17 protein-coding genes are annotated in these 17,021 nt (G+C 60.9%); 6 read left to right on the forward strand and 11 right to left on the reverse strand.

From position 1 onward, the window contains the following. Positions 1–107: 107 nt before the first annotated feature. The 7 genes from FBY02_RS06655 to FBY02_RS06680 form a co-directional block, all read right to left on the reverse strand. Entirely contained in the window at positions 108–1,391 is a 1,284-nt protein-coding gene (locus FBY02_RS06655) for an arsenic transporter (RefSeq protein WP_144924977.1), read from the reverse strand. Then, entirely contained in the window at positions 1,373–1,525 is a 153-nt protein-coding gene (locus FBY02_RS28660) for an ArsR family transcriptional regulator (protein ID WP_371921396.1), read from the reverse strand. The genes FBY02_RS06655 and FBY02_RS28660 overlap by 19 nt, the downstream gene beginning before the upstream one ends. Next, positions 1,489–1,629: a hypothetical protein gene (locus FBY02_RS06660; RefSeq protein ID WP_371921397.1), complete on the reverse strand. Its 141-nt coding sequence runs from the start codon at positions 1,627–1,629 to the stop codon at positions 1,489–1,491. The genes FBY02_RS28660 and FBY02_RS06660 overlap by 37 nt, the downstream gene beginning before the upstream one ends. A gap of 172 nt (positions 1,630–1,801) precedes the next feature. Next, positions 1,802–2,131: a DUF6124 family protein gene (locus FBY02_RS06665; RefSeq protein WP_144924980.1), complete on the reverse strand. Its 330-nt coding sequence runs from the start codon at positions 2,129–2,131 to the stop codon at positions 1,802–1,804. 566 nt (positions 2,132–2,697) lie between these two features. Further along, complete coding sequence (locus FBY02_RS06670; RefSeq protein ID WP_144924983.1) at positions 2,698–3,975, reverse strand: hypothetical protein; 1,278 nt, start codon at positions 3,973–3,975, stop codon at positions 2,698–2,700. Further along, positions 3,972–5,609, reverse strand: coding sequence for a hypothetical protein (locus tag FBY02_RS06675; protein ID WP_144924986.1), 1,638 nt, complete (start codon positions 5,607–5,609; stop codon positions 3,972–3,974). The genes FBY02_RS06670 and FBY02_RS06675 overlap by 4 nt, the downstream gene beginning before the upstream one ends. A gap of 200 nt (positions 5,610–5,809) precedes the next feature. Next, positions 5,810–6,367, reverse strand: coding sequence for an NADPH-dependent FMN reductase (locus tag FBY02_RS06680; protein ID WP_144924989.1), 558 nt, complete (start codon positions 6,365–6,367; stop codon positions 5,810–5,812). Positions 6,368–6,550: 183 nt separating this feature from the next. On the opposite strand from FBY02_RS06680, the gene FBY02_RS06685 reads away from it, so the two are divergent. Beyond that, positions 6,551–6,784: a hypothetical protein gene (locus FBY02_RS06685; protein ID WP_024776992.1), complete on the forward strand. Its 234-nt coding sequence runs from the start codon at positions 6,551–6,553 to the stop codon at positions 6,782–6,784. A gap of 78 nt (positions 6,785–6,862) precedes the next feature. Then, positions 6,863–7,756 carry a LysR family transcriptional regulator gene (locus FBY02_RS06690; RefSeq protein WP_144924992.1) on the forward strand — a complete coding sequence of 298 codons (894 nt, stop codon included), beginning with the start codon at positions 6,863–6,865 and terminating at the stop codon, positions 7,754–7,756. Here the strand turns inward: FBY02_RS06690 and FBY02_RS06695 are convergent. The 4 genes from FBY02_RS06695 to FBY02_RS06710 all read right to left on the reverse strand — a co-directional run bounded on the left by FBY02_RS06695 (position 7,722) and on the right by FBY02_RS06710 (position 10,763). Further along, positions 7,722–8,336: a GNAT family N-acetyltransferase gene (locus FBY02_RS06695; RefSeq protein ID WP_144924995.1), complete on the reverse strand. Its 615-nt coding sequence runs from the start codon at positions 8,334–8,336 to the stop codon at positions 7,722–7,724. The genes FBY02_RS06690 and FBY02_RS06695 overlap by 35 nt on opposite strands. A gap of 282 nt (positions 8,337–8,618) precedes the next feature. Further along, on the reverse strand, positions 8,619–9,371 hold the full coding sequence (gene dnaQ / locus FBY02_RS06700) for a DNA polymerase III subunit epsilon (RefSeq protein WP_144924998.1): 753 nt from the start codon (positions 9,369–9,371) through the stop codon (positions 8,619–8,621). A gap of 90 nt (positions 9,372–9,461) precedes the next feature. Further along, on the reverse strand, positions 9,462–9,914 hold the full coding sequence (gene rnhA / locus FBY02_RS06705; protein ID WP_030142629.1) for a ribonuclease HI: 453 nt from the start codon (positions 9,912–9,914) through the stop codon (positions 9,462–9,464). 90 nt (positions 9,915–10,004) lie between these two features. Further along, on the reverse strand, positions 10,005–10,763 hold the full coding sequence (locus tag FBY02_RS06710; RefSeq protein ID WP_047700957.1) for a class I SAM-dependent methyltransferase: 759 nt from the start codon (positions 10,761–10,763) through the stop codon (positions 10,005–10,007). Positions 10,764–10,828: 65 nt separating this feature from the next. On the opposite strand from FBY02_RS06710, the gene gloB reads away from it, so the two are divergent. From gloB to FBY02_RS06730, 4 genes are all read left to right on the forward strand, one after another. After that, positions 10,829–11,596, forward strand: a complete 768-nt coding sequence (gene gloB / locus FBY02_RS06715) for a hydroxyacylglutathione hydrolase (protein ID WP_144925002.1) — start codon at positions 10,829–10,831, stop codon at positions 11,594–11,596. 99 nt (positions 11,597–11,695) lie between these two features. Continuing rightward, complete coding sequence (locus tag FBY02_RS06720; protein ID WP_144925005.1) at positions 11,696–13,156, forward strand: transglycosylase SLT domain-containing protein; 1,461 nt, start codon at positions 11,696–11,698, stop codon at positions 13,154–13,156. 178 nt (positions 13,157–13,334) lie between these two features. Further along, on the forward strand, positions 13,335–15,167 hold the full coding sequence (locus FBY02_RS06725; RefSeq protein WP_144925009.1) for an extracellular solute-binding protein: 1,833 nt from the start codon (positions 13,335–13,337) through the stop codon (positions 15,165–15,167). Next, a complete protein-coding gene (locus FBY02_RS06730; protein WP_144925012.1) occupies positions 15,164–17,017 on the forward strand; it encodes an extracellular solute-binding protein in 1,854 nt (617 codons plus the stop codon). The genes FBY02_RS06725 and FBY02_RS06730 overlap by 4 nt, the downstream gene beginning before the upstream one ends. Positions 17,018–17,021: the final 4 nt, after the last annotated feature.

Below are 17,021 nucleotides of genomic sequence, written 5' to 3' on the forward strand. Positions count from 1 at the left end.
GTGCTTTAAGCACTCCGGGCATTCAGCTTGCCACTCACCGCTCTCACCATCAGTTTAATCGCAGAGCAAGACACAAGCGGGCTTGCTCGCGAAGGGGTCACCACAGTTTAAAAGGACAAGCGCAACGCCAGCGCCGCCAACGTCACCAGCAACACCGGCACCGTCAACACAATCCCAACCTTGAAGTAATACCCCCAGCCGATCTGAATATTCTTGCGCTCCAATACATGCAACCAAAGCAAGGTCGCCAGGCTGCCGATGGGTGTAATTTTCGGCCCCAGGTCGCTGCCGATGACATTGGCGTAGACCATCGCTTCCTTCACGGCACCAGTGGCATGGCTGGCATCGATGGACAACGCACCGACCAGCACCGTCGGCAGGTTGTTCATGACCGACGAGAGCAACGCCGTCAACACCCCAGTGCCCATGGCCGCGCCCCACACGCCATAACCGGCGAAAGCGTCGAGCCACCCGGCCAAGTAGTCAGTCAGCCCCGCGTTGCGCAGGCCATAGACCACCAGGTACATGCCCAGGGAAAAAATCACGATCTGCCACGGCGCTTCCTTCATGGCCTTGCGGGTGGAGATCTTGTGACCGCGCGCGGCGACGGCCAGCAGCAACGCGGCGCAAACGGCCGAAATGGCGCTGATGGGAATGCCCAGGGGCTCCAGGGCAAAGCACCCCAACAACAGAATCACCAGCACGGCCCAACCGGCATAGAACGTGGCGCTGTCGTGGATGGCACTGGCCGGATCGTCCAGTTGATGCGGGTCGTAGTCACGGGGGATATCGTGGCGGAAAAACCACATCAGGATCGCCAGACTGGCCGCCACCGCCACCAGGTTCACCGGCACCATCACCGCCGCGTAGCGGTTGAAACCGATGCCGAAGAAGTCCGCCGAGACGATATTCACCAGGTTCGACACCACCAGCGGCAGGCTCGCGGTGTCGGCAATGAAACCGGCCCCCATCACGAACGCCAGGGTCGCCGCCGGGGAAAAACGCAGGGCCAGCAGCATGGAAATCACGATAGGCGTGAGGATCAGCGCCGCGCCGTCATTGGCGAACAACGCCGACACCAGGGCACCGAGCAGCACCATGTAGGCAAACAGCTTGCGCCCGCTGCCCCGCCCCCAGCGAGCCACATGCAGGGCCGCCCAGGCGAAGAACCCCGCTTCATCCAGCAACAGGCTGATGATGATCAGCGCGACGAAGGTACCGGTGGCATTCCAGATGATCTGCCACACCAACGGGATGTCGGAGATCTGCACCACCCCGCTCAACAACGCCAGCAGCGCGCCGAACGTCGCGCTCCAGCCGACGCCGAGCCCTTTGGGTTGCCAGATCACCAGGGTTATGGTCAGCAGGAAAATCAATGACGCGACAAGCATGCGCTACAGCCTTGGAAAGAGGGATTGATAAAAAGCGTCGGCCACCGATCCAGTTGGCGTGACGCAACTGCCAGGTGCCTGGAGATGTTCGGCTGGCTCAGGTCCAGCGCCGCAGTGAGTGCATAGACGCACATTCTTCCTCGCGGGCCACCAACAGCGCAATGCGGGTGCGGGTGCGGGTGCGGCTGTCGTCGGCCAGAGCCTTGAAGACATCGACGGAATTGTGGGGACTGGACATGACGGCAAAAAGTCTGGGCAAGCGAAGGGCGAATATAGGGAAACCCGAATATCCAGTAAAGTAATGGATTGGCATTGCACGCCCCCCGTGGTGAGGGGATTACTTGACCAGTTCAAAGCGCCCCCTGTGGCGAGGGGATTTATCCCCTCGCCACAGGTTGATGCCTGGCAAGTTAGCGCGGATCGCCGTTATCCAGCGCCCGGTTGGCCAGCAATCCGCCCAACTCGATCAACTGCTGAATGCCCAATGCTACATGTCGTCGCGAACCATCCAGCTCGAAGGCCAGGTCGCTGATCATCGCGTCGGCAGAGGCCAGGGTTTCACTAAGGTTGGCGAGCAGGCACTCGGTGTCGACGCCATTCACAACGGTGAAGAGCTGGCCTGGCGGTGGATTCGGGTCGGATTCAGGTTTTAGGTAGAAGTCGAGGGCTCGTTTGGCGGCTTTGTCGAAGTCGGCGGGGTTTGGATCGGTGTCTGGTGGATTGGGTGTTGGTTTGAACATGATGAAACTCCGATGCATTCTGAAAAGGAGCCATCACCCTCTCGCTACCAAACGAATTGGGCGGTGGCCATACGAAGGTTGGTAGACCGGGCATCGGAGCCGGCGCCTCCGAAAAGGCCCTGCGCATGGCCACCAAAAGGCGAAGCGCATGGCTGCGCTTGCAGAAGATGACGCTATGCACCCAAAGCCCGGGCTACCAAACCCGATCACTGATCAATCAGCGACCCGCAAACGATAGAACCCGCCCCCCAGGCGCACAAGCCGGCGGATTCTGGCGCAGTTGTAGGCAATGGCGCAAGGCGGTGTAGCCTGGGAGCGGCTACGTCCTACGCAGGAACTTTCATTCTCGAAATAAATGCGTCCCCTTTCCTCCTACTGTCAGAGCTGACAGTAGAGCGGGGATTTGAAGCGATATATAAAGCCCGTGGCGAGGGAGCTTGCTCCCGCTCGGTTGCGCAGCGACCGCCAAAGGGGCCTGCTGCGCAGTCCAACGGGAGCAAGCCCCCTCGCCACGGAGAGGTGGAAGGTGCCATCTGGCGTGGATCAATTACTTGTCTGATCCGCTGTCAAAGCGAACGAATGCGGATGTCGTCGACTTCAGTCACTTGGTTTTCCGCTTGCTGTTTTCCATTAAAAATTTCTATCTGCACCGTTTCGTGGGTCGGTTCAAAAGTAATTGAGAACGGTCTCCAAATAGAAGTGAGCCCGCTGGGCTCATGTAAATGCCCGGCCACCCTAAATTTTAACAGCCCCTCATGCCCAGCCCCCCTACGAGCGAGCAGACTGAACTCATACCTGGCTCCGGGACGCAACCCTTCTATGTTCCTTTGTATAGTTGACAGCTGTGTAGCTGCAGATCCAAGCCGGCAGTAGTAATTACCGGCCTCCTGTCTGATCGCAACGATTCCGCCAGATAGCCAGCCATTCATGTCCCCATTCGTAAAGGGAGTGTAGTGTTCGAAAGGAGCTTGATTGGCCAAGGCATAGATACGCAACGGGAAGACCACCGCCTCGCTCTCGCTGGTACTGCGGTTGAAGGTAACCTCCAGCACAACCTTCAGCTCGGAGCCATCAAGCAATTTTTCAAGTTCAGCGCGCGGGATGGACCTCGACAGCCCCGCAGTCACTTCGCTCGAATCAACCTCAGTGCCGGTGGCAAGCGTAATCGTCTGGTCCGAGCCATCACTGGCAGTGCCCTCACAACGCAGCCAGACCCGCTGGCCAGCGGCAATCAGCGGCCAGGGTGCCGCCGTGACTCGGGCATCCCCCGTGAAGCTACCCAGGTCCAACTCATTACCGATCCCCCCCTGGGCCGCCTCCAGAATCAGCGGCATCGCCAGGCTGGCCACGGGCATCGCTTGCACATTCAATGTAAACGTATCCGAGGGAGGCGACTCCACGCCAGCCTGGATCACCGTATAGGTGACGGTCACCGCCTTGCCCAAGCTAAACGCCACTACGCGGTTGTCGATCGGCACTTCCCAACCGTCCCTGACCGGCCATTCGTCCGAGGTGTAGGAACCTTCGGCGGGCGTGCCCGGAGCACCGGTCCAGGTGACTTTCAGTTTGTCGTCAGGCAGCAGCGCGGCATTGGTCGGCACCACGACCGTCAGCGTGTCCCTGGCATTGACCGGGTTCAGGGTGGCACCGTTGGCTTCTTTCACCGAGGGGGCCGTCAGTTCCAGGGCCGAACCGACCGTCAGGTGTCGGACGATGGAATTACCCAGCAAGGTAGTGCCCCGGGTGACGGAGTAGCTGACATCCACGGTGCCGTTGAGGTTTTCAGTGACGTACCTGAACGGCACGGTAAAGGGCACCACCTTGCCCGCCGTGTTGCCCGTCAAGGTTCTCGACTGGCCCGGGCATTGCTCGACGAGCCGCGCCAGCGCAGCACGACGACATCCTCGGGCAGGGTCGCGGTGTAGGTGGCGATGACGTTGGCGCCGATGGCGGGGTTGACGTCGTCCGGGTTCAGCACGTCATTGGGCGCTTCCACCACCGTAGGGATCGGCAGCGACGGCGCGGCCGCACCCACCGTCAAGATCAAGGACTCTGACTCGGGCTGACCGTTCACGCTGTAGTACACCGTGAGCGAGCCGCCATCCAGACGTTTGACCTGTTCTTTTTCCAGGTTCGCCAATACCGGCGCACCAACCGCTTCATCGCCCACGATCGCTATCACTTCATGGTAAGTCGGAAGCGTGGTGGAGGTACGGCCGTCGCAAATGATGATGATCTCATCGCCAGCGACACGTCCCGGATAATAGGGAACGGAAAGCGTGTAGAAATTCAAGTCCGGGTCCAGCGTACCGCCCACGGCCTCGACAATTTCAGGCGCCAGGTATTGGCGGGCATCACCGACCACGGTCACGGACTTGCTTTTCGACGGCTGATCCTCCTCACCACTGCGCACCCGCACGTAACGCACCGAGGCACGGCCCATGGCGATGGCCGCGACATCGGCATATGGGATGGTGAAGTCGTAGAAGTAAGGAATGGTGGTCACCGTCTGTTCCAGCGGGCCGACGATCACCGGAGAACTGTCCGCGGCCGTGCCGCGCCAGGTCAGGCGCAACAGATCATCCACGGCATGTTCATAGCGGTTGGCGGCAACACGCACGATGACAGGGTCCCCGGCCAGCTCGGCGAGATCAATTTCGTCGACGGGAGAACCGTTGACCAGCACCAACGGCGGATCGAGCCCGTCGTTGTTGAGGTCGACGAGAATCTGGGTCACTGCTGACCAGCGCCAGTATCCGCCTGGATAATTACCGCACTCATCCACCACCTGATAAGCGATGGCAAGGCCATCGCTGTCACCGGCTCGTTCGATGGTTTCAAGGGGAATAGTGACGATAATGTCCTGGCCCTCCTCGCCATCGAGCACCTTGCGATAGACATTCTCAGAACCCCAGGCCACATTGATCCTGTCGTTGCGACGCATATGATCGTAAGCCTTGATGGTAATCTCCACGCCGGCCGCGGCCTCTTCCGGTCCAACACCGTTGTCAAGGATGTCCTGAGGTATGGAATAGCGTAAACCCGAGTGGCCCGGCGTGCCTTGGTCCTCATCGAAACCGCCGGGCGGGTCGAGTTTGACCAACAGTTTCCACTGCGGCTGCGACTCTATGGGAATGCTCCCACCGACGCGCAGCACACTGTAGAACACCGGAAAAGCATCGCCCCTGACGATGTGCCCCTCATCGATACGGAAAGTCAGTTGCTGGTCCTTTTGCGCCAGATCGATCGTGGTACTCCAGACGGGGGTGGCCGTGTCATTCCAGTAGAACTTGAAGGTGTCGCCCACTTCCATCGATGTCCAGGGATCGACGACGCAGAGCAAACCGCCTTCCGCCAGCCGAGCCGGGATACCGGCATCATAGTTCTCGACGGGAATCGTCCAGCCGGGGAGCCAAGGGGGATCAAGGCTCAGAGGGTTGTTGTCGGGCACATAACGCGGAGGAAATCGCTTTTTCATGGGAAAACACCTCGACGCTTGAAGGGCTGCCAATAAAACAGTAGAGGCGCAGTGAACGTGAGGTCATTAGGACGCGTTGGGATAAGAGCGTCTACTGTCAGAGCTGACAGTAGAGTGGGGATCTAAATCGATATATAAAAAACCCGTAACGAGGAAACAAGCGCCCCTCGCCACGGGCATCCCTCATGGGTGGGGACGGATCAGACCTTTTTGTACTGCTCGACCCACTGGCCATAGGCATTGATGAATGTCTGCAGGAACGGCTTCACCGACTCCGACACATGACCCGCTTCATCGAACGCCGTGCCCGCATTGCTCAGGTAGCCTTCCGGTTGCTGCATGCACGGCACATTAAGGAACACTAGAGACTGGCGCAGATGGTGATTGGCGCCAAAACCGCCGATGGCACCCGGCGATGCGCTGATCACCGCACCGGGTTTGCCACTCAGGCAGCTCTGGCCGTAGGGGCGCGAACCGACGTCGATGGCGTTCTTCAACGGTGCTGGCACGGAACGGTTGTACTCCGGCGTGACGAACAGCAAGGCATCGGCTGCGCCCACCTGCTGGCGGAAGGTGCTATAGGCAGCGGGGGGCGAGACGTCGATGTCTTCATTGTAGAGCGGCAGGTCGCCTATCTCGACGATCTCCAGCTTCAGGTTGGCAGGCGCCAGATCCGCCAGCGCCAGTGCCAACTTGCGATTGATCGAGGCCTTGCGCAGGCTTCCCACTAAAACGGCCACTGTATAGACATTACTCATTGGATGTTCTCGGCTAGGGATCAAAGGGGACTCTATTTATAGATGATCGGGCGGATTATTGGACCAGCGGAAAACCGAAAACCTGCCGTCTGGACTATTTTTTTCTTGTAGGAAAACTTACCGCGCATGACCTGGGTCTACAGAACCGTAAATCGAGTGATCTATTTCCAGAGGTTCTAAGCAATGGCAGCAGTACTTGTCGGACAATTCCATGCGCGGGACGCCGAAGGTCGCGTCTATTCGGTGCATGAATTCCAGGAATCGACCCCGTCGCCGGACGGAAACGGCAAGGAGCCTGTCACCACTTACAAGCTGGCCATCGGTGATCGTGTCAGCAAGCTCGATGAAGACAGGTTCCTGCTGGTGCAGTCCGGCATTGAATTGGTGCGTGAACCCGAAACGCAAATAGCTTTATGACATAAGCAGAAGTCATGCCCGGACTTGGGTTAGGATTCAGCCATTGAATGGCTCCCCCGCCGCACTTGGACTTCTTGCATGCGACTACGCCACATCGAAGTGATCCAGGCGCTGCTGCAGACTGGCCACCTAGGCACCGCGGCCGAATGGCTGCAATTGCCGGTGGCTGAAGTCGAGTCGACCCTGCGCGATGCCGAAGCTCAGTTGGGCTTCATGTTGTTCGCCAGCGTTCGCGGACGCTTGCAGGCTACTCGAGAAGCCCTTGAACTGCGCGACGGCATCACTGGCGTGTACGACGCCCTCGAGCCGGTGCAGCGCTTGGCCAGCAGTTTGAAACACTATCAGGCGCCGCCCCTGCGGATCATCTGCACCCCGCCACTGGCCCAGCAATTGTTGCCCCGCAGCATGGCCGCCCTACGCCGCCGCTACCCGGATGCGCCGTGTACGCTGCTGAGCCAGCCGACCCGTGAGATCGTCCGCAGCCTGCTGCTGCGCGACAGCGACCTGGGCCTGAGCCTGCATGACCCCGAGCACCCCGACATCCATTGCCAGATGATTGCCCAGGGCAAACTGCAATTGCTGGCCCCCCACGGCTGGCTGCAGCCACGGCAAAAGTACATTTCGCTTCAGGATCTGGCGGGCCAGTCGCTGGTGGGGCTCGATGGCCAGGACCCACTGAGCCCTGCGTTCGACAATAAACTCGGAGCGCTGCGCCCGGCGCCGGTGATCCAGATTCGCGTCCAGACCCACCAGATGATGCGCGCCATGGTCGAGGCCGGCGAAGGCCTGGCCGTCGTCGATCCCTTTACCGCCTCGGGCGCCAAGGATGGCGGGCTGGACGTATGCCCGGTATCGCCCGCCATTCCCATTTGCCTCTACGCCCTGCGCCTGACCGGCACGGCCCCGCCACCCACGCTTCAAGCGCTGCTGGAGCTGGTTACGGAACAAGCCGAGGCGTTGCTGAGCCACTGACCGACATGCCCAGCGGATCATCGAACAACCGGTACCAGAACAACGCCACTTCGGCGGTATGCCGGTCGATACCGCGGTAGCGCAGGTGGTCGATACCGCCGAGCACATAGCCACAGCGTTCGTAGAGCCGGCAGGCCCCCAGGTTGTTGTTCTGGGTTTCCAGCATGATCCCCGGCAATTTTTTCTTGCGGCTCCAGAACTGCGCCACGTCGAGCAAGGCCTTGGCCACCCCATGACGACGGGCCGGGGCATGCACCGCCAGTTCGTCGATGTGGGCAAAACCGTTCCAGTTGGTGCTGACCACCAGATGCCCCACCGGATGGTCGTCCAGATAGGCCATGAAGATTTCGCTGTCCGGCGCGTCGTGGAAGCTGCTGAACTCTTCCGGGTCGATGCCATAGCATTTTTGATAGGGGACAATGGGCGTAACCGGCCATTGACTCACGGGACGGCCGATCTGCGCGGTGCCGTAAGCGCTGACTTCGAAACTGAAATCACTGCCCCAGATGTACGCAGCGAAGCCGTCATCGACGACCCGCACCGACAAGCCGGGGTGTTTGGGATTCATGACCGACTGCATACTGGTAAAGGTCCTCATTCCTTGAGCCAACCAACGGCACGCTGCAATCCATTGCCCACGCCTCTCGAAACTGTGTACATCAAGCGGCTACCCATGGACTGCCGTTTACCTCAGGTTAGAAGGTACTGACGATTGTGGCGAGCGATGAACAATAAACAATGACACTACTGCCCCTGTAGGAGCGGGCTTGCTCGCGAAAGCGGTGGGTCAGACAACAATTGGTCGCCCGATACACCGCATTCGCGAGCAAGCCCGCTCCCACAGGGGGCACTGGTCAATTCCTCACTGGCTGGCCTCAGCCAACTGCGTCCACAGTGCCGGGGCACCGGCGGACTTGGCGATGGCTTCCAGACGTGCGGCATGTTCGGCCAGGTCGTTTTCACTGGCACGGATGATCCGGGCGGGCCGACGGTCGGCGGGCAAACGCCGGATTTCGCTGGCCTGTGCACCCGAGCCCTCGCCGGTCCCATTACCGTCCGACGCGTTGCCGGCCAGGGACAGGCTGGTCTGGCCGCCGGTCATGGTCAGGTAGACGTCGGCAAGGATCTCGGAGTCGAGCAAGGCGCCGTGCAGTTCACGGCCGGAGTTGTCGACCCCATAGCGCTTACACAAGGCGTCGAGGCTGTTGCGCTGCCCCGGGTGCCGCTCGCGAGCCATCACCAGGGTGTCGAGGATGGTGCAATGCCGGGTGATGTCGGCCCGGTCGTGCTGGCCCATCAAGGCGAATTCATTGTTGATGAAGCCAACGTCGAACGCCGCGTTATGAATGATCAGCTGCGCGCCCTGGATGAACTCGAAGAATTCATCGGCCACTTCGGCGAAACGCGGCTTGCCCACCAGGAATTCGTTGGTGATGCCGTGGACGGCGATGGCGCCCTCGTCACTTTCGCGGTCCGGTTGCAGGTAGACATGGAAATGGCGACCGGTCAGCCGCCGCCCGATCAGCTCGACACAGCCGATCTCGATAATCCGGTGACCATCGGTCACCGGCATGCCGGTGGTTTCGGTATCCAGTACAACAGATCTGTTGGCCATCAGTGTTCAGTTCTCAACGGGCTGTCTTGCAAAAGCGGGGATGTTAACACGCTGCGGCGGAGTAACTGACCGCAGCTTTTACTGGCTGCATCAGGCCTGTTTGTATCCCCGCACCTCATCCACCCCACGATTGGCCAACTGGTCGGCCCGTTCGTTGCCGTGGTGGCCGATGTGCCCGCGTACCCACTTCCAGGTCACGTTATGGCGGTTGACCTGTTCGTCCAGCAACTTCCAGAGGTCGGCATTCTTGACCGGTTCCTTCGCGGCCGTCTTCCAGCCGCGCTTCTTCCAGTTGGCCATCCACTCGTTGATGCCCTTCATCACGTACTGCGAGTCGGTCACCAGCAGCACGTCGCAGGGGCGCTTGAGTTCTTCCAGGCCGCGGATGGCGCCCATCAGCTCCATGCGATTGTTGGTGGTATTGGCTTCGCCGCCCCAGAGTTCTTTCTCCACGCCCTTGCACACCAGCAACGCACCCCAGCCGCCCGGGCCGGGGTTGCCCTTGCAGGCGCCATCAGTGAAGAGTTCTACGCTATCGCTCATGCCAATCTATCCAGGAAAAATGCAAAGGCCTGCCGGCCAGGCCCGAAAACGCCTGCAACCGAAATGCCGGCCAGACCATCAGAAAAAGGGTTATGGCTCGATATGGCGACGATTGACCTTGGCCATCGGCAAGGGAATCAGCTTGCCCATCGGCTCGCGTCGCACCTGGCGCACAGGGCGCAGCCCGACTGCAATCTTGCGCGCCACCAGCAGATAGAAACCGCCACCGGACAGTTGCCAGTCGCCCGCCCTGCGCTCCCACCCCGCCAGGCGGGCTTGCCACTTGGGCGACGCAAGCGGCGGACGATAGCACCCGAAGCGGCGTTTCTCCAGCGCGAAGCCCAGCAGGTTGAGCCAGTCGCCCACCCTCGATGCCGAGATGCAGCGAGCCTGGCGCAAGCCATCATGGGCGAAGACATGGCGTAGTCCCCAACTGCTCCAGGGGTTGAGCCCGATGATCAACAGATGCCCACCCGGACGCACGCTGCTGGCGGCTTCACGCAGCAGGCCGTGGGGCGACAGGCAGAAATCCAGGCCGTGCTGCATCACCACCACATCGGCGGCGTGCTCGCTCAACGGCCAGGCCTGTTCCTCGCAGACGATCTCCACCCCGGGCAGCGGTGCGCCCAGGCGCACGTTGCGCTGGACCTGCGGTGCCGACGGCGGTGTCTGCGCCGACGGACCGTAGTGCACCAGGTAACCGCCGAAGAAGCGACCCAGCTCATCTTCGAGCATGCGCCGTTCCTCTTCCAGCAAAAATTGCCCGACGGGGCCGGACAGCCATTCACGGGCTGCGCTGATCAACGCCAGCCAGTCGGGGTCAGCCTGAGCGAACGCTTCGTCAGTCATTGCATTCTCCAACGCGTCAGGAAGTTCTAAGATGCGCCTTTGTTTTCCGCTTGGCGAATTCCACGATGATACAGATCAGTGCCCTGCCCGCCTTCACCGATAACTACATCTGGTTGTTACAGGACCACTCCAGCCGCCGCTGCGCCGTGGTCGACCCGGGTGACGCCGCACCGGTCCAGGCCTGGCTCGAGGCCCACCCGGGCTGGGTCTTGAGCGACATCCTGATTACCCACCATCACCATGATCATGTCGGCGGCGTCCAGGCGCTGAAAAATGCGACGAACGCCACCGTGCACGGCCCTGCCAGCGAGAACATTCCGGCGCGGGACGTCGCGCTCAAGGACAACGACCAGGTCAAGGTGCTCGGCCTGGACTTCGATGTCTACGCCGTGCCCGGCCATACATTGGGGCATATCGCCTATTACCACCATGGCCTGCTGTTCTGCGGCGACACCCTGTTCGCCGCCGGTTGCGGACGGCTCTTCGAAGGCACGCCGGAACAGATGCACCATTCCCTCGGCCGCCTCGCCGCCCTGCCGGACGATACGCTGGTCTACTGCACCCACGAATACACCCTCGGCAACCTGAAGTTCGCCGCCGCGGTGGAGCCCGGCAACCCGGACATCGCCGCCCGCCTTGAAAAAGTCGGCCGGCAACGCAGCGAGGGCGTCATGACGCTGCCGTCGACCCTGGCCCTGGAAAAACTCACCAATCCATTCCTGCGCACCGCTGAAACATCCGTTAAACAAAAAGCAGACGAACGGAACGGCCAGCGAAACGGGACGCCGAGCGAGGTTTTTGCGGCCTTGAGGGCCTGGAAAGATAAGTTCTAAGGCAGCCATCGGCTGATACAAAAATTCTGAATGGTTGACCTGTTGGGGTGCGCTTTCTAGAATCGGCCGACATTTTTGCCCGGAACTTACTTCCAGCCAATGTCGTCATCCATACGCAGGTCCGTCCCGTCAGCTACTTTGACCCGCCTGGCTCAAGCCATCGCGGTGGCTGTGTCCGCCATCCTGGCGGGCTGCCAGAGCTCGGGCCAGATGCCCCAGACCGACACGGCCGCGCCAAAGAACATGGCGGCCCGCGCCAAGCAGAAGCCGGTCTGGCTCAGCGAGAAGCCCAGCCCCCAGGTTCCCCAGGACATCTGGGAACGCATGCGCCAGGGCTTCCAGTTGCAGGAGACCGCAGGCGTCAACCCGCGTATCGAGCAACAGCGCCTGTGGTTCGCCAGCAACCCGTCGTTCCTCGAGGGGGCCGGTGAACGCGGCAGCCTGTACATGCACTACATCGTCGAACGCCTCGAAGAGCGCAACATGCCGCTGGAGCTGGCGCTGCTGCCGGTGATCGAAAGCGCCTACAACCCCATGGCCTACTCCCGGGCCAACGCCGTCGGGCTGTGGCAGTTCATTCCGTCCACCGGGCGTTACTTCAACCTGCGCCAGACCCGCTTCTACGACGGGCGTCGCGACATCACCGCCTCCACCACGGCGGCCATGGATTACCTGACGCGCCTGCACGACATGTTCAACGGTGACTGGCTGTTGGCGCTGGCCGCCTACAACGCCGGCGAAGGCACGGTCAGCCGCGCCATCGAGCGCAACGAAAAACTCGGCCTGCCCACCGACTACTGGAACCTGCCGCTGCCTGCCGAGACCCAGGCCTATGTGCCCAAGCTGCTGGCATTGTCCCAGGTAGTGCTCGCCCCCGATGCCTATGGCGTGAACCTCAACCCGATCGCCAACGAACCCTATTTCCAGGTCGTCGAGATCAACCAGCGCATGGACCTGTCCAAGGTCGCGGCGGTGGCGAACATCGACGAAGACGAGCTGTTCCAGCTCAATCCGGCCTTCAAGCAGCGCACCACCATCGATGGCCCTCAGCACCTGCTGGTGCCCACCTCCAAAGCCCAGTTGCTGACCGCCAGTCTGTCGACCATGCGTCCGGAAGAACTGATCAGCCAGCGCTCGCTCAAACCGGTCTTCGAAAGTGCCGATGACAGCGAAGTCGAAGGTGCCCGGCGCAGCTACCGGGTCAAACGCGGTGACAACCTGGCCCAGATCGCCAAGGCCAACAACGTCCAGACCAAGGACTTGCAACGCTGGAACAAGCTCAGCGGCAACAAGCTCAAGGTCGGCCAGACCCTGGTCATGCAGGACGCCAAGGCGACCAAGGCAACCAAGGCCAGCGGCAAGCGCATCAACACCGTGGTGGCCGCCAACAGCAAGGACCCGAAGAAGCAGCAGACCCAGTACAAGGTCCAGCAGGGTGACTCGCTGTACGTGGTGGCCAAGCGCTTCAATGTCGAGATGCAACACCTCAAACGCTGGAACCCGCGCATGGGCAAGGCCCTCAAGCCTGGGCAGATGTTGACGGTCTACTCCCCACATTGACAGGCTCGAGGGATTCTTGTGGCGGTGCGACGTTTCGATAAATCCCCTCGCCACAGGCTCAGCGCCTGGCTGATGCCCTTCAACTGACTGACTCCCTGTTACCTGCCTTTTTCCTGTCGATACAAGCTGTTACTGTACAGGCCATAAAAGCCCAAGCCGCCTGGATCGGATACCAGACTTGATACGTCCCCTCCTCCTGTTCCTGATCAGCCTGGCCCTGAGCTTCCCCGCCAGCGCAACCATCAGCGAAAGCCATGGCTACGCACAATTCGGCACGCTCAAGTACCCGGCCAGATTCACCCACTTCGACTGGGTCAACCCGCAAGCGCCCAAGGGCGGTACCTTGCGGGTCATGGCATTCGGCACCTTCGATACGCTCAACCCGTACACCTTCAAGGGCAGCAGCCCGGTCTCCACGGCGAATTTTCTGCAGTACGGCATCAACGAACTGAACGAGCCACTGATGGTCGGCACCGGCCAGTACGCGCCTTCCGGCGATGAGCCTACGTCGAGCTATGGCCTGATCGCCCAGAGTGTGGAATACAACGAAAACCGCAGCTGGGTGGTCTTCAACCTGCGGCCCGAGGCGCGGTTTCATGATGGCGTGCCGATCACCGCCTATGATGTGGCGTTCTCCTACCGGACGCTGCTCAAGGAGGGCCACCCGCAATACCGCACCAGCCTGCAGGAAGTGCTGCGGGTCGACATCCTCAATCCGCTGAAAATCCGTTTTGTCTTCAAGCGCGCGGGCAATCCCTTGTTGATCCTGCGCCTGGGCGAGCTACCGGTGCTGCCCCAGCATTATTGGGAGCACCGCGACTTCAAGGCCACCACGTTCGAGCCGCCCCTGGGCAGCGGCCCGTACCGTATAACCCAAGTGCAGCCGGGTCGCCAGCTGGTGTTCGAGCGGGTCAAGGATTACTGGGGCAAGGACCTGCCGGTCAATCGCGGCAAGTACAACTTCGACCGGATGGAAGTGGAGTTCTACCGCGACAGCGACGTGGCCTTCGAAGCCTTCAAGGCGGGCGAGTTCGACATCTACATCGAGCACCAGGCCAAGAACTGGGCCAACGGCTACGACTTTCCGGCGGTCAACCGCGGCGAGGTGATCAAGGCGCAGATTCCCCACCAGATCCCGACCCAGACCCAGGGTCTGTTCATGAATACCCGGCGCAGCACATTTGCCGAGGTCAAGGTACGCGAGGCGCTGGGGTTGATGTTCGACTTCGAGTGGACCAACCGCACGCTGTTCAGCAGCGCCTACAAGCGCACCCTCAGTTATTACCCCAACAGCGAGTTCTCCGCCAATGGCCTGCCGGTGGGGCACGAATGGCTGTTGCTCAAACCGTACCGCGAACAATTGCCGCCCCGGCTGTTCACCGAGCCCTTCAGTCTGCCCCATACCGACGGTCGCGGCATCCCCCGGGAAACCCTGCGCAGGGCCCTCGGGCTGCTGAAAGAAGCCGGATGGACTCTCAACGGCCAGCGCCTGTTGAACGCCGACGGCCAGCCCCTGAGTTTCGAGATCCTGCTGGTGAACCCGAACCTGGAGCGCATTCTGCAGCCCTACATCGAGAACCTCACCAGCATTGGCATCCAGGCCCGTCTGCGCACGGTGGACCGCGCCCAGTACAAACAGCGCCTGGACCAGTTCGACTTCGACATGGTCCTGCTGACCCTGAACCAGACGCTCAGCCCGGGCCTGGAGCAATGGCAGTATTTCCACTCCAGCCAGGTCGGGGTCAAGGGCAGCAAGAACTACGCCGGGATCGCCAACCCCGTGGTCGACCATCTGCTGGAAAAGCTGCTCGCCGCGCAGACCCGCGACGAACAGGTCGCCGCCGGCAAAGCCCTCGACCGTGTGCTGTTGTGGCAACACTACTGCATTCCCAACTGGTATCTGAATTATCATCGCCTGGCCTACCGTAACCGGTTCGCCTTTGTCACCACGCCGCCCTACACTTTGGGCCTGAGCGCGTGGTGGCTGAAATCTTCGGAGAAAGATCAATGAAGCCTTTACGCGCCCTGCTCCTGCAGGCTGGCGGCCTGCTTTTCGCCGGGCTGGCCTGTGCCGCGCCGCAGCACGCCGTGACCTTGTACAACGAGCCGCCGAAATACCCGGCCGATTTCAAGCATTTCGACTATGTGAACCCGGACGCGCCCAAAGGCGGGATTTTCCGCCAGGGGGGCTTTGGTGGTTTCGACAGCCTCAACCCATTCATCAGCAAAGGCGTGCCGGCCGATGACATCGGTCTGATCTACGACACCCTGGCCAAGCAAGGCCTCGACGAACCGTTCACCGAATACGGCCTGATTGCCGAAAAAATCGAGAAAGCCCCGGACAATGCCTGGGTGCGCTTCTACCTGCGCCCCGAAGCCCGTTTCAACGACGGCCATCCGGTACGCGCCGAAGACGTGGTCTTCAGCTTCCAGACCTTGACCAAGGACGGCGCGCCGATGTTCCGCGGCTATTACAACGACGTCGCTGAGGTCATCGCCGAAGACCCGCTCAAGGTGCTGTTCAAGTTCAAGCACACGAATAACCGTGAACTGCCGCTCATCCTCGGCCAACTGCCGGTCTTGCCCAAGCATTGGTGGGCCGATCGCGATTTCAACAAGGGCAACCTGGAAATCCCACTGGGCAGCGGCCCCTACAGGGTCACCGAGGTGAAAGCCGGGCGCTCGGTCCGCTATGAAAGGGTCAAGGACTATTGGGGCAAGGACCTGCCGGTCAATCGCGGCTTCTACAATTTCGACGTCCTGACCACCGACTACTACCGCGACAACACCGTCGCGGTCGAGGCGCTGAAAGCCGGGCAGTTCGATTTCTGGCTGGAAATGACCGCCAAGAACTGGGCCAACGCCTACAACATCCCGGCCGTCACCGAAGGCCGGTTGATCAAGGAGCAGATTCCCAACGGCAACCCCACCGGCATGCAGGGCTTCGTCTACAACCTGCGTCGCCCGGTGTTCCAAGACGTGCGGGTGCGCAAGGCCCTGAGCCTGCTGCTGGACTTCGAATGGACCAATAAACAACTGTTCAACGGTGCCTATGCCCGCACCCGCAGTTATTTCGAGAATTCGGAAATGGCCGCCACCGGCCTGCCCGGCGAGGACGAACTGAAGATCCTCGAGCCCCTGCGCGGCAAGATTCCCGAGCAAGTCTTCACCGAAGCGTTCCAACCTTCGATGTGCGATGGTAGCGGCATGATCCGCGACCAGCAGCGCAAGGCCTATCAATTGCTGCAGGAAGCCGGCTGGCGCATCGTCGACGACAAGATGGTCGATGCCCAGGGCAAACCGGTGGTGCTGGAGTTCCTGCTGGCCCAGACCGAGTTCGAACGGGTACTGCTACCGTTCAAGCGCAACCTGAGCGACCTGGGCATCGAGCTGGTGATCCGCCGGGTCGACGTGTCCCAGTACATCAATCGCGTGCGCTCCCGGGATTTCGACCTGATGGTGGGCAGCTTCCCGCAGTCCAGCTCGCCGGGGAACGAACAGCGCGAGTTCTGGATGTCAGCCGCGGCCGACAAGCCCGGCAGCCGCAATACCATGGGCTTGAAGGATCCGGCCGTCGACCAGTTGGTGGAACAACTGATCAACGCCGATTCGCGCAAGAGCCTGGTCGCCCACGCCCGCGCCCTGGATCGCGTGCTGCAATGGGGCTACTACGTGATCCCCAACTGGCACATCAAGACCTGGCGCGTGGCCTACTGGAACCACATCGGCCATCCGAAAGTCACGCCGACCTATGACATCGGCACGACCACCTGGTGGGTCAAGCCGGACACCAAACCTGCCGATGAAGTTAAGCAAGTAATCGAACAACAGAACAACGCTGCCCCGGCGAGCGTGGAGTAACCCG

It is taken from the genome of Pseudomonas sp. SJZ078 (assembly GCF_007828255.1).
Lineage (GTDB): Bacteria > Pseudomonadota > Gammaproteobacteria > Pseudomonadales > Pseudomonadaceae > Aquipseudomonas.

Coding starts and splice junctions, on each gene's coding strand:
- FBY02_RS06655 (WP_144924977.1), bottom strand. CDS start 1,391: ATGCTTGTCGCGTCATTGATTTTCCTGCTGACCATAACCCTGGTGATC.
- FBY02_RS28660 (WP_371921396.1), bottom strand. CDS start 1,525: ATGTGCGTCTATGCACTCACTGCGGCGCTGGACCTGAGCCAGCCGAAC.
- FBY02_RS06660 (WP_371921397.1), bottom strand. CDS start 1,629: ATGTCCAGTCCCCACAATTCCGTCGATGTCTTCAAGGCTCTGGCCGAC.
- FBY02_RS06665 (WP_144924980.1), bottom strand. CDS start 2,131: ATGTTCAAACCAACACCCAATCCACCAGACACCGATCCAAACCCCGCC.
- FBY02_RS06675 (WP_144924986.1), bottom strand. CDS start 5,609: ATGAAAAAGCGATTTCCTCCGCGTTATGTGCCCGACAACAACCCTCTG.
- FBY02_RS06680 (WP_144924989.1), bottom strand. CDS start 6,367: ATGAGTAATGTCTATACAGTGGCCGTTTTAGTGGGAAGCCTGCGCAAG.
- FBY02_RS06685 (WP_024776992.1), top strand. CDS start 6,551: ATGGCAGCAGTACTTGTCGGACAATTCCATGCGCGGGACGCCGAAGGT.
- FBY02_RS06690 (WP_144924992.1), top strand. CDS start 6,863: ATGCGACTACGCCACATCGAAGTGATCCAGGCGCTGCTGCAGACTGGC.
- FBY02_RS06695 (WP_144924995.1), bottom strand. CDS start 8,336: ATGCAGTCGGTCATGAATCCCAAACACCCCGGCTTGTCGGTGCGGGTC.
- dnaQ (WP_144924998.1), bottom strand. CDS start 9,371: ATGGCCAACAGATCTGTTGTACTGGATACCGAAACCACCGGCATGCCG.
- rnhA (WP_030142629.1), bottom strand. CDS start 9,914: ATGAGCGATAGCGTAGAACTCTTCACTGATGGCGCCTGCAAGGGCAAC.
- FBY02_RS06710 (WP_047700957.1), bottom strand. CDS start 10,763: ATGACTGACGAAGCGTTCGCTCAGGCTGACCCCGACTGGCTGGCGTTG.
- gloB (WP_144925002.1), top strand. CDS start 10,829: ATGATACAGATCAGTGCCCTGCCCGCCTTCACCGATAACTACATCTGG.
- FBY02_RS06720 (WP_144925005.1), top strand. CDS start 11,696: ATGTCGTCATCCATACGCAGGTCCGTCCCGTCAGCTACTTTGACCCGC.
- FBY02_RS06730 (WP_144925012.1), top strand. CDS start 15,164: ATGAAGCCTTTACGCGCCCTGCTCCTGCAGGCTGGCGGCCTGCTTTTC.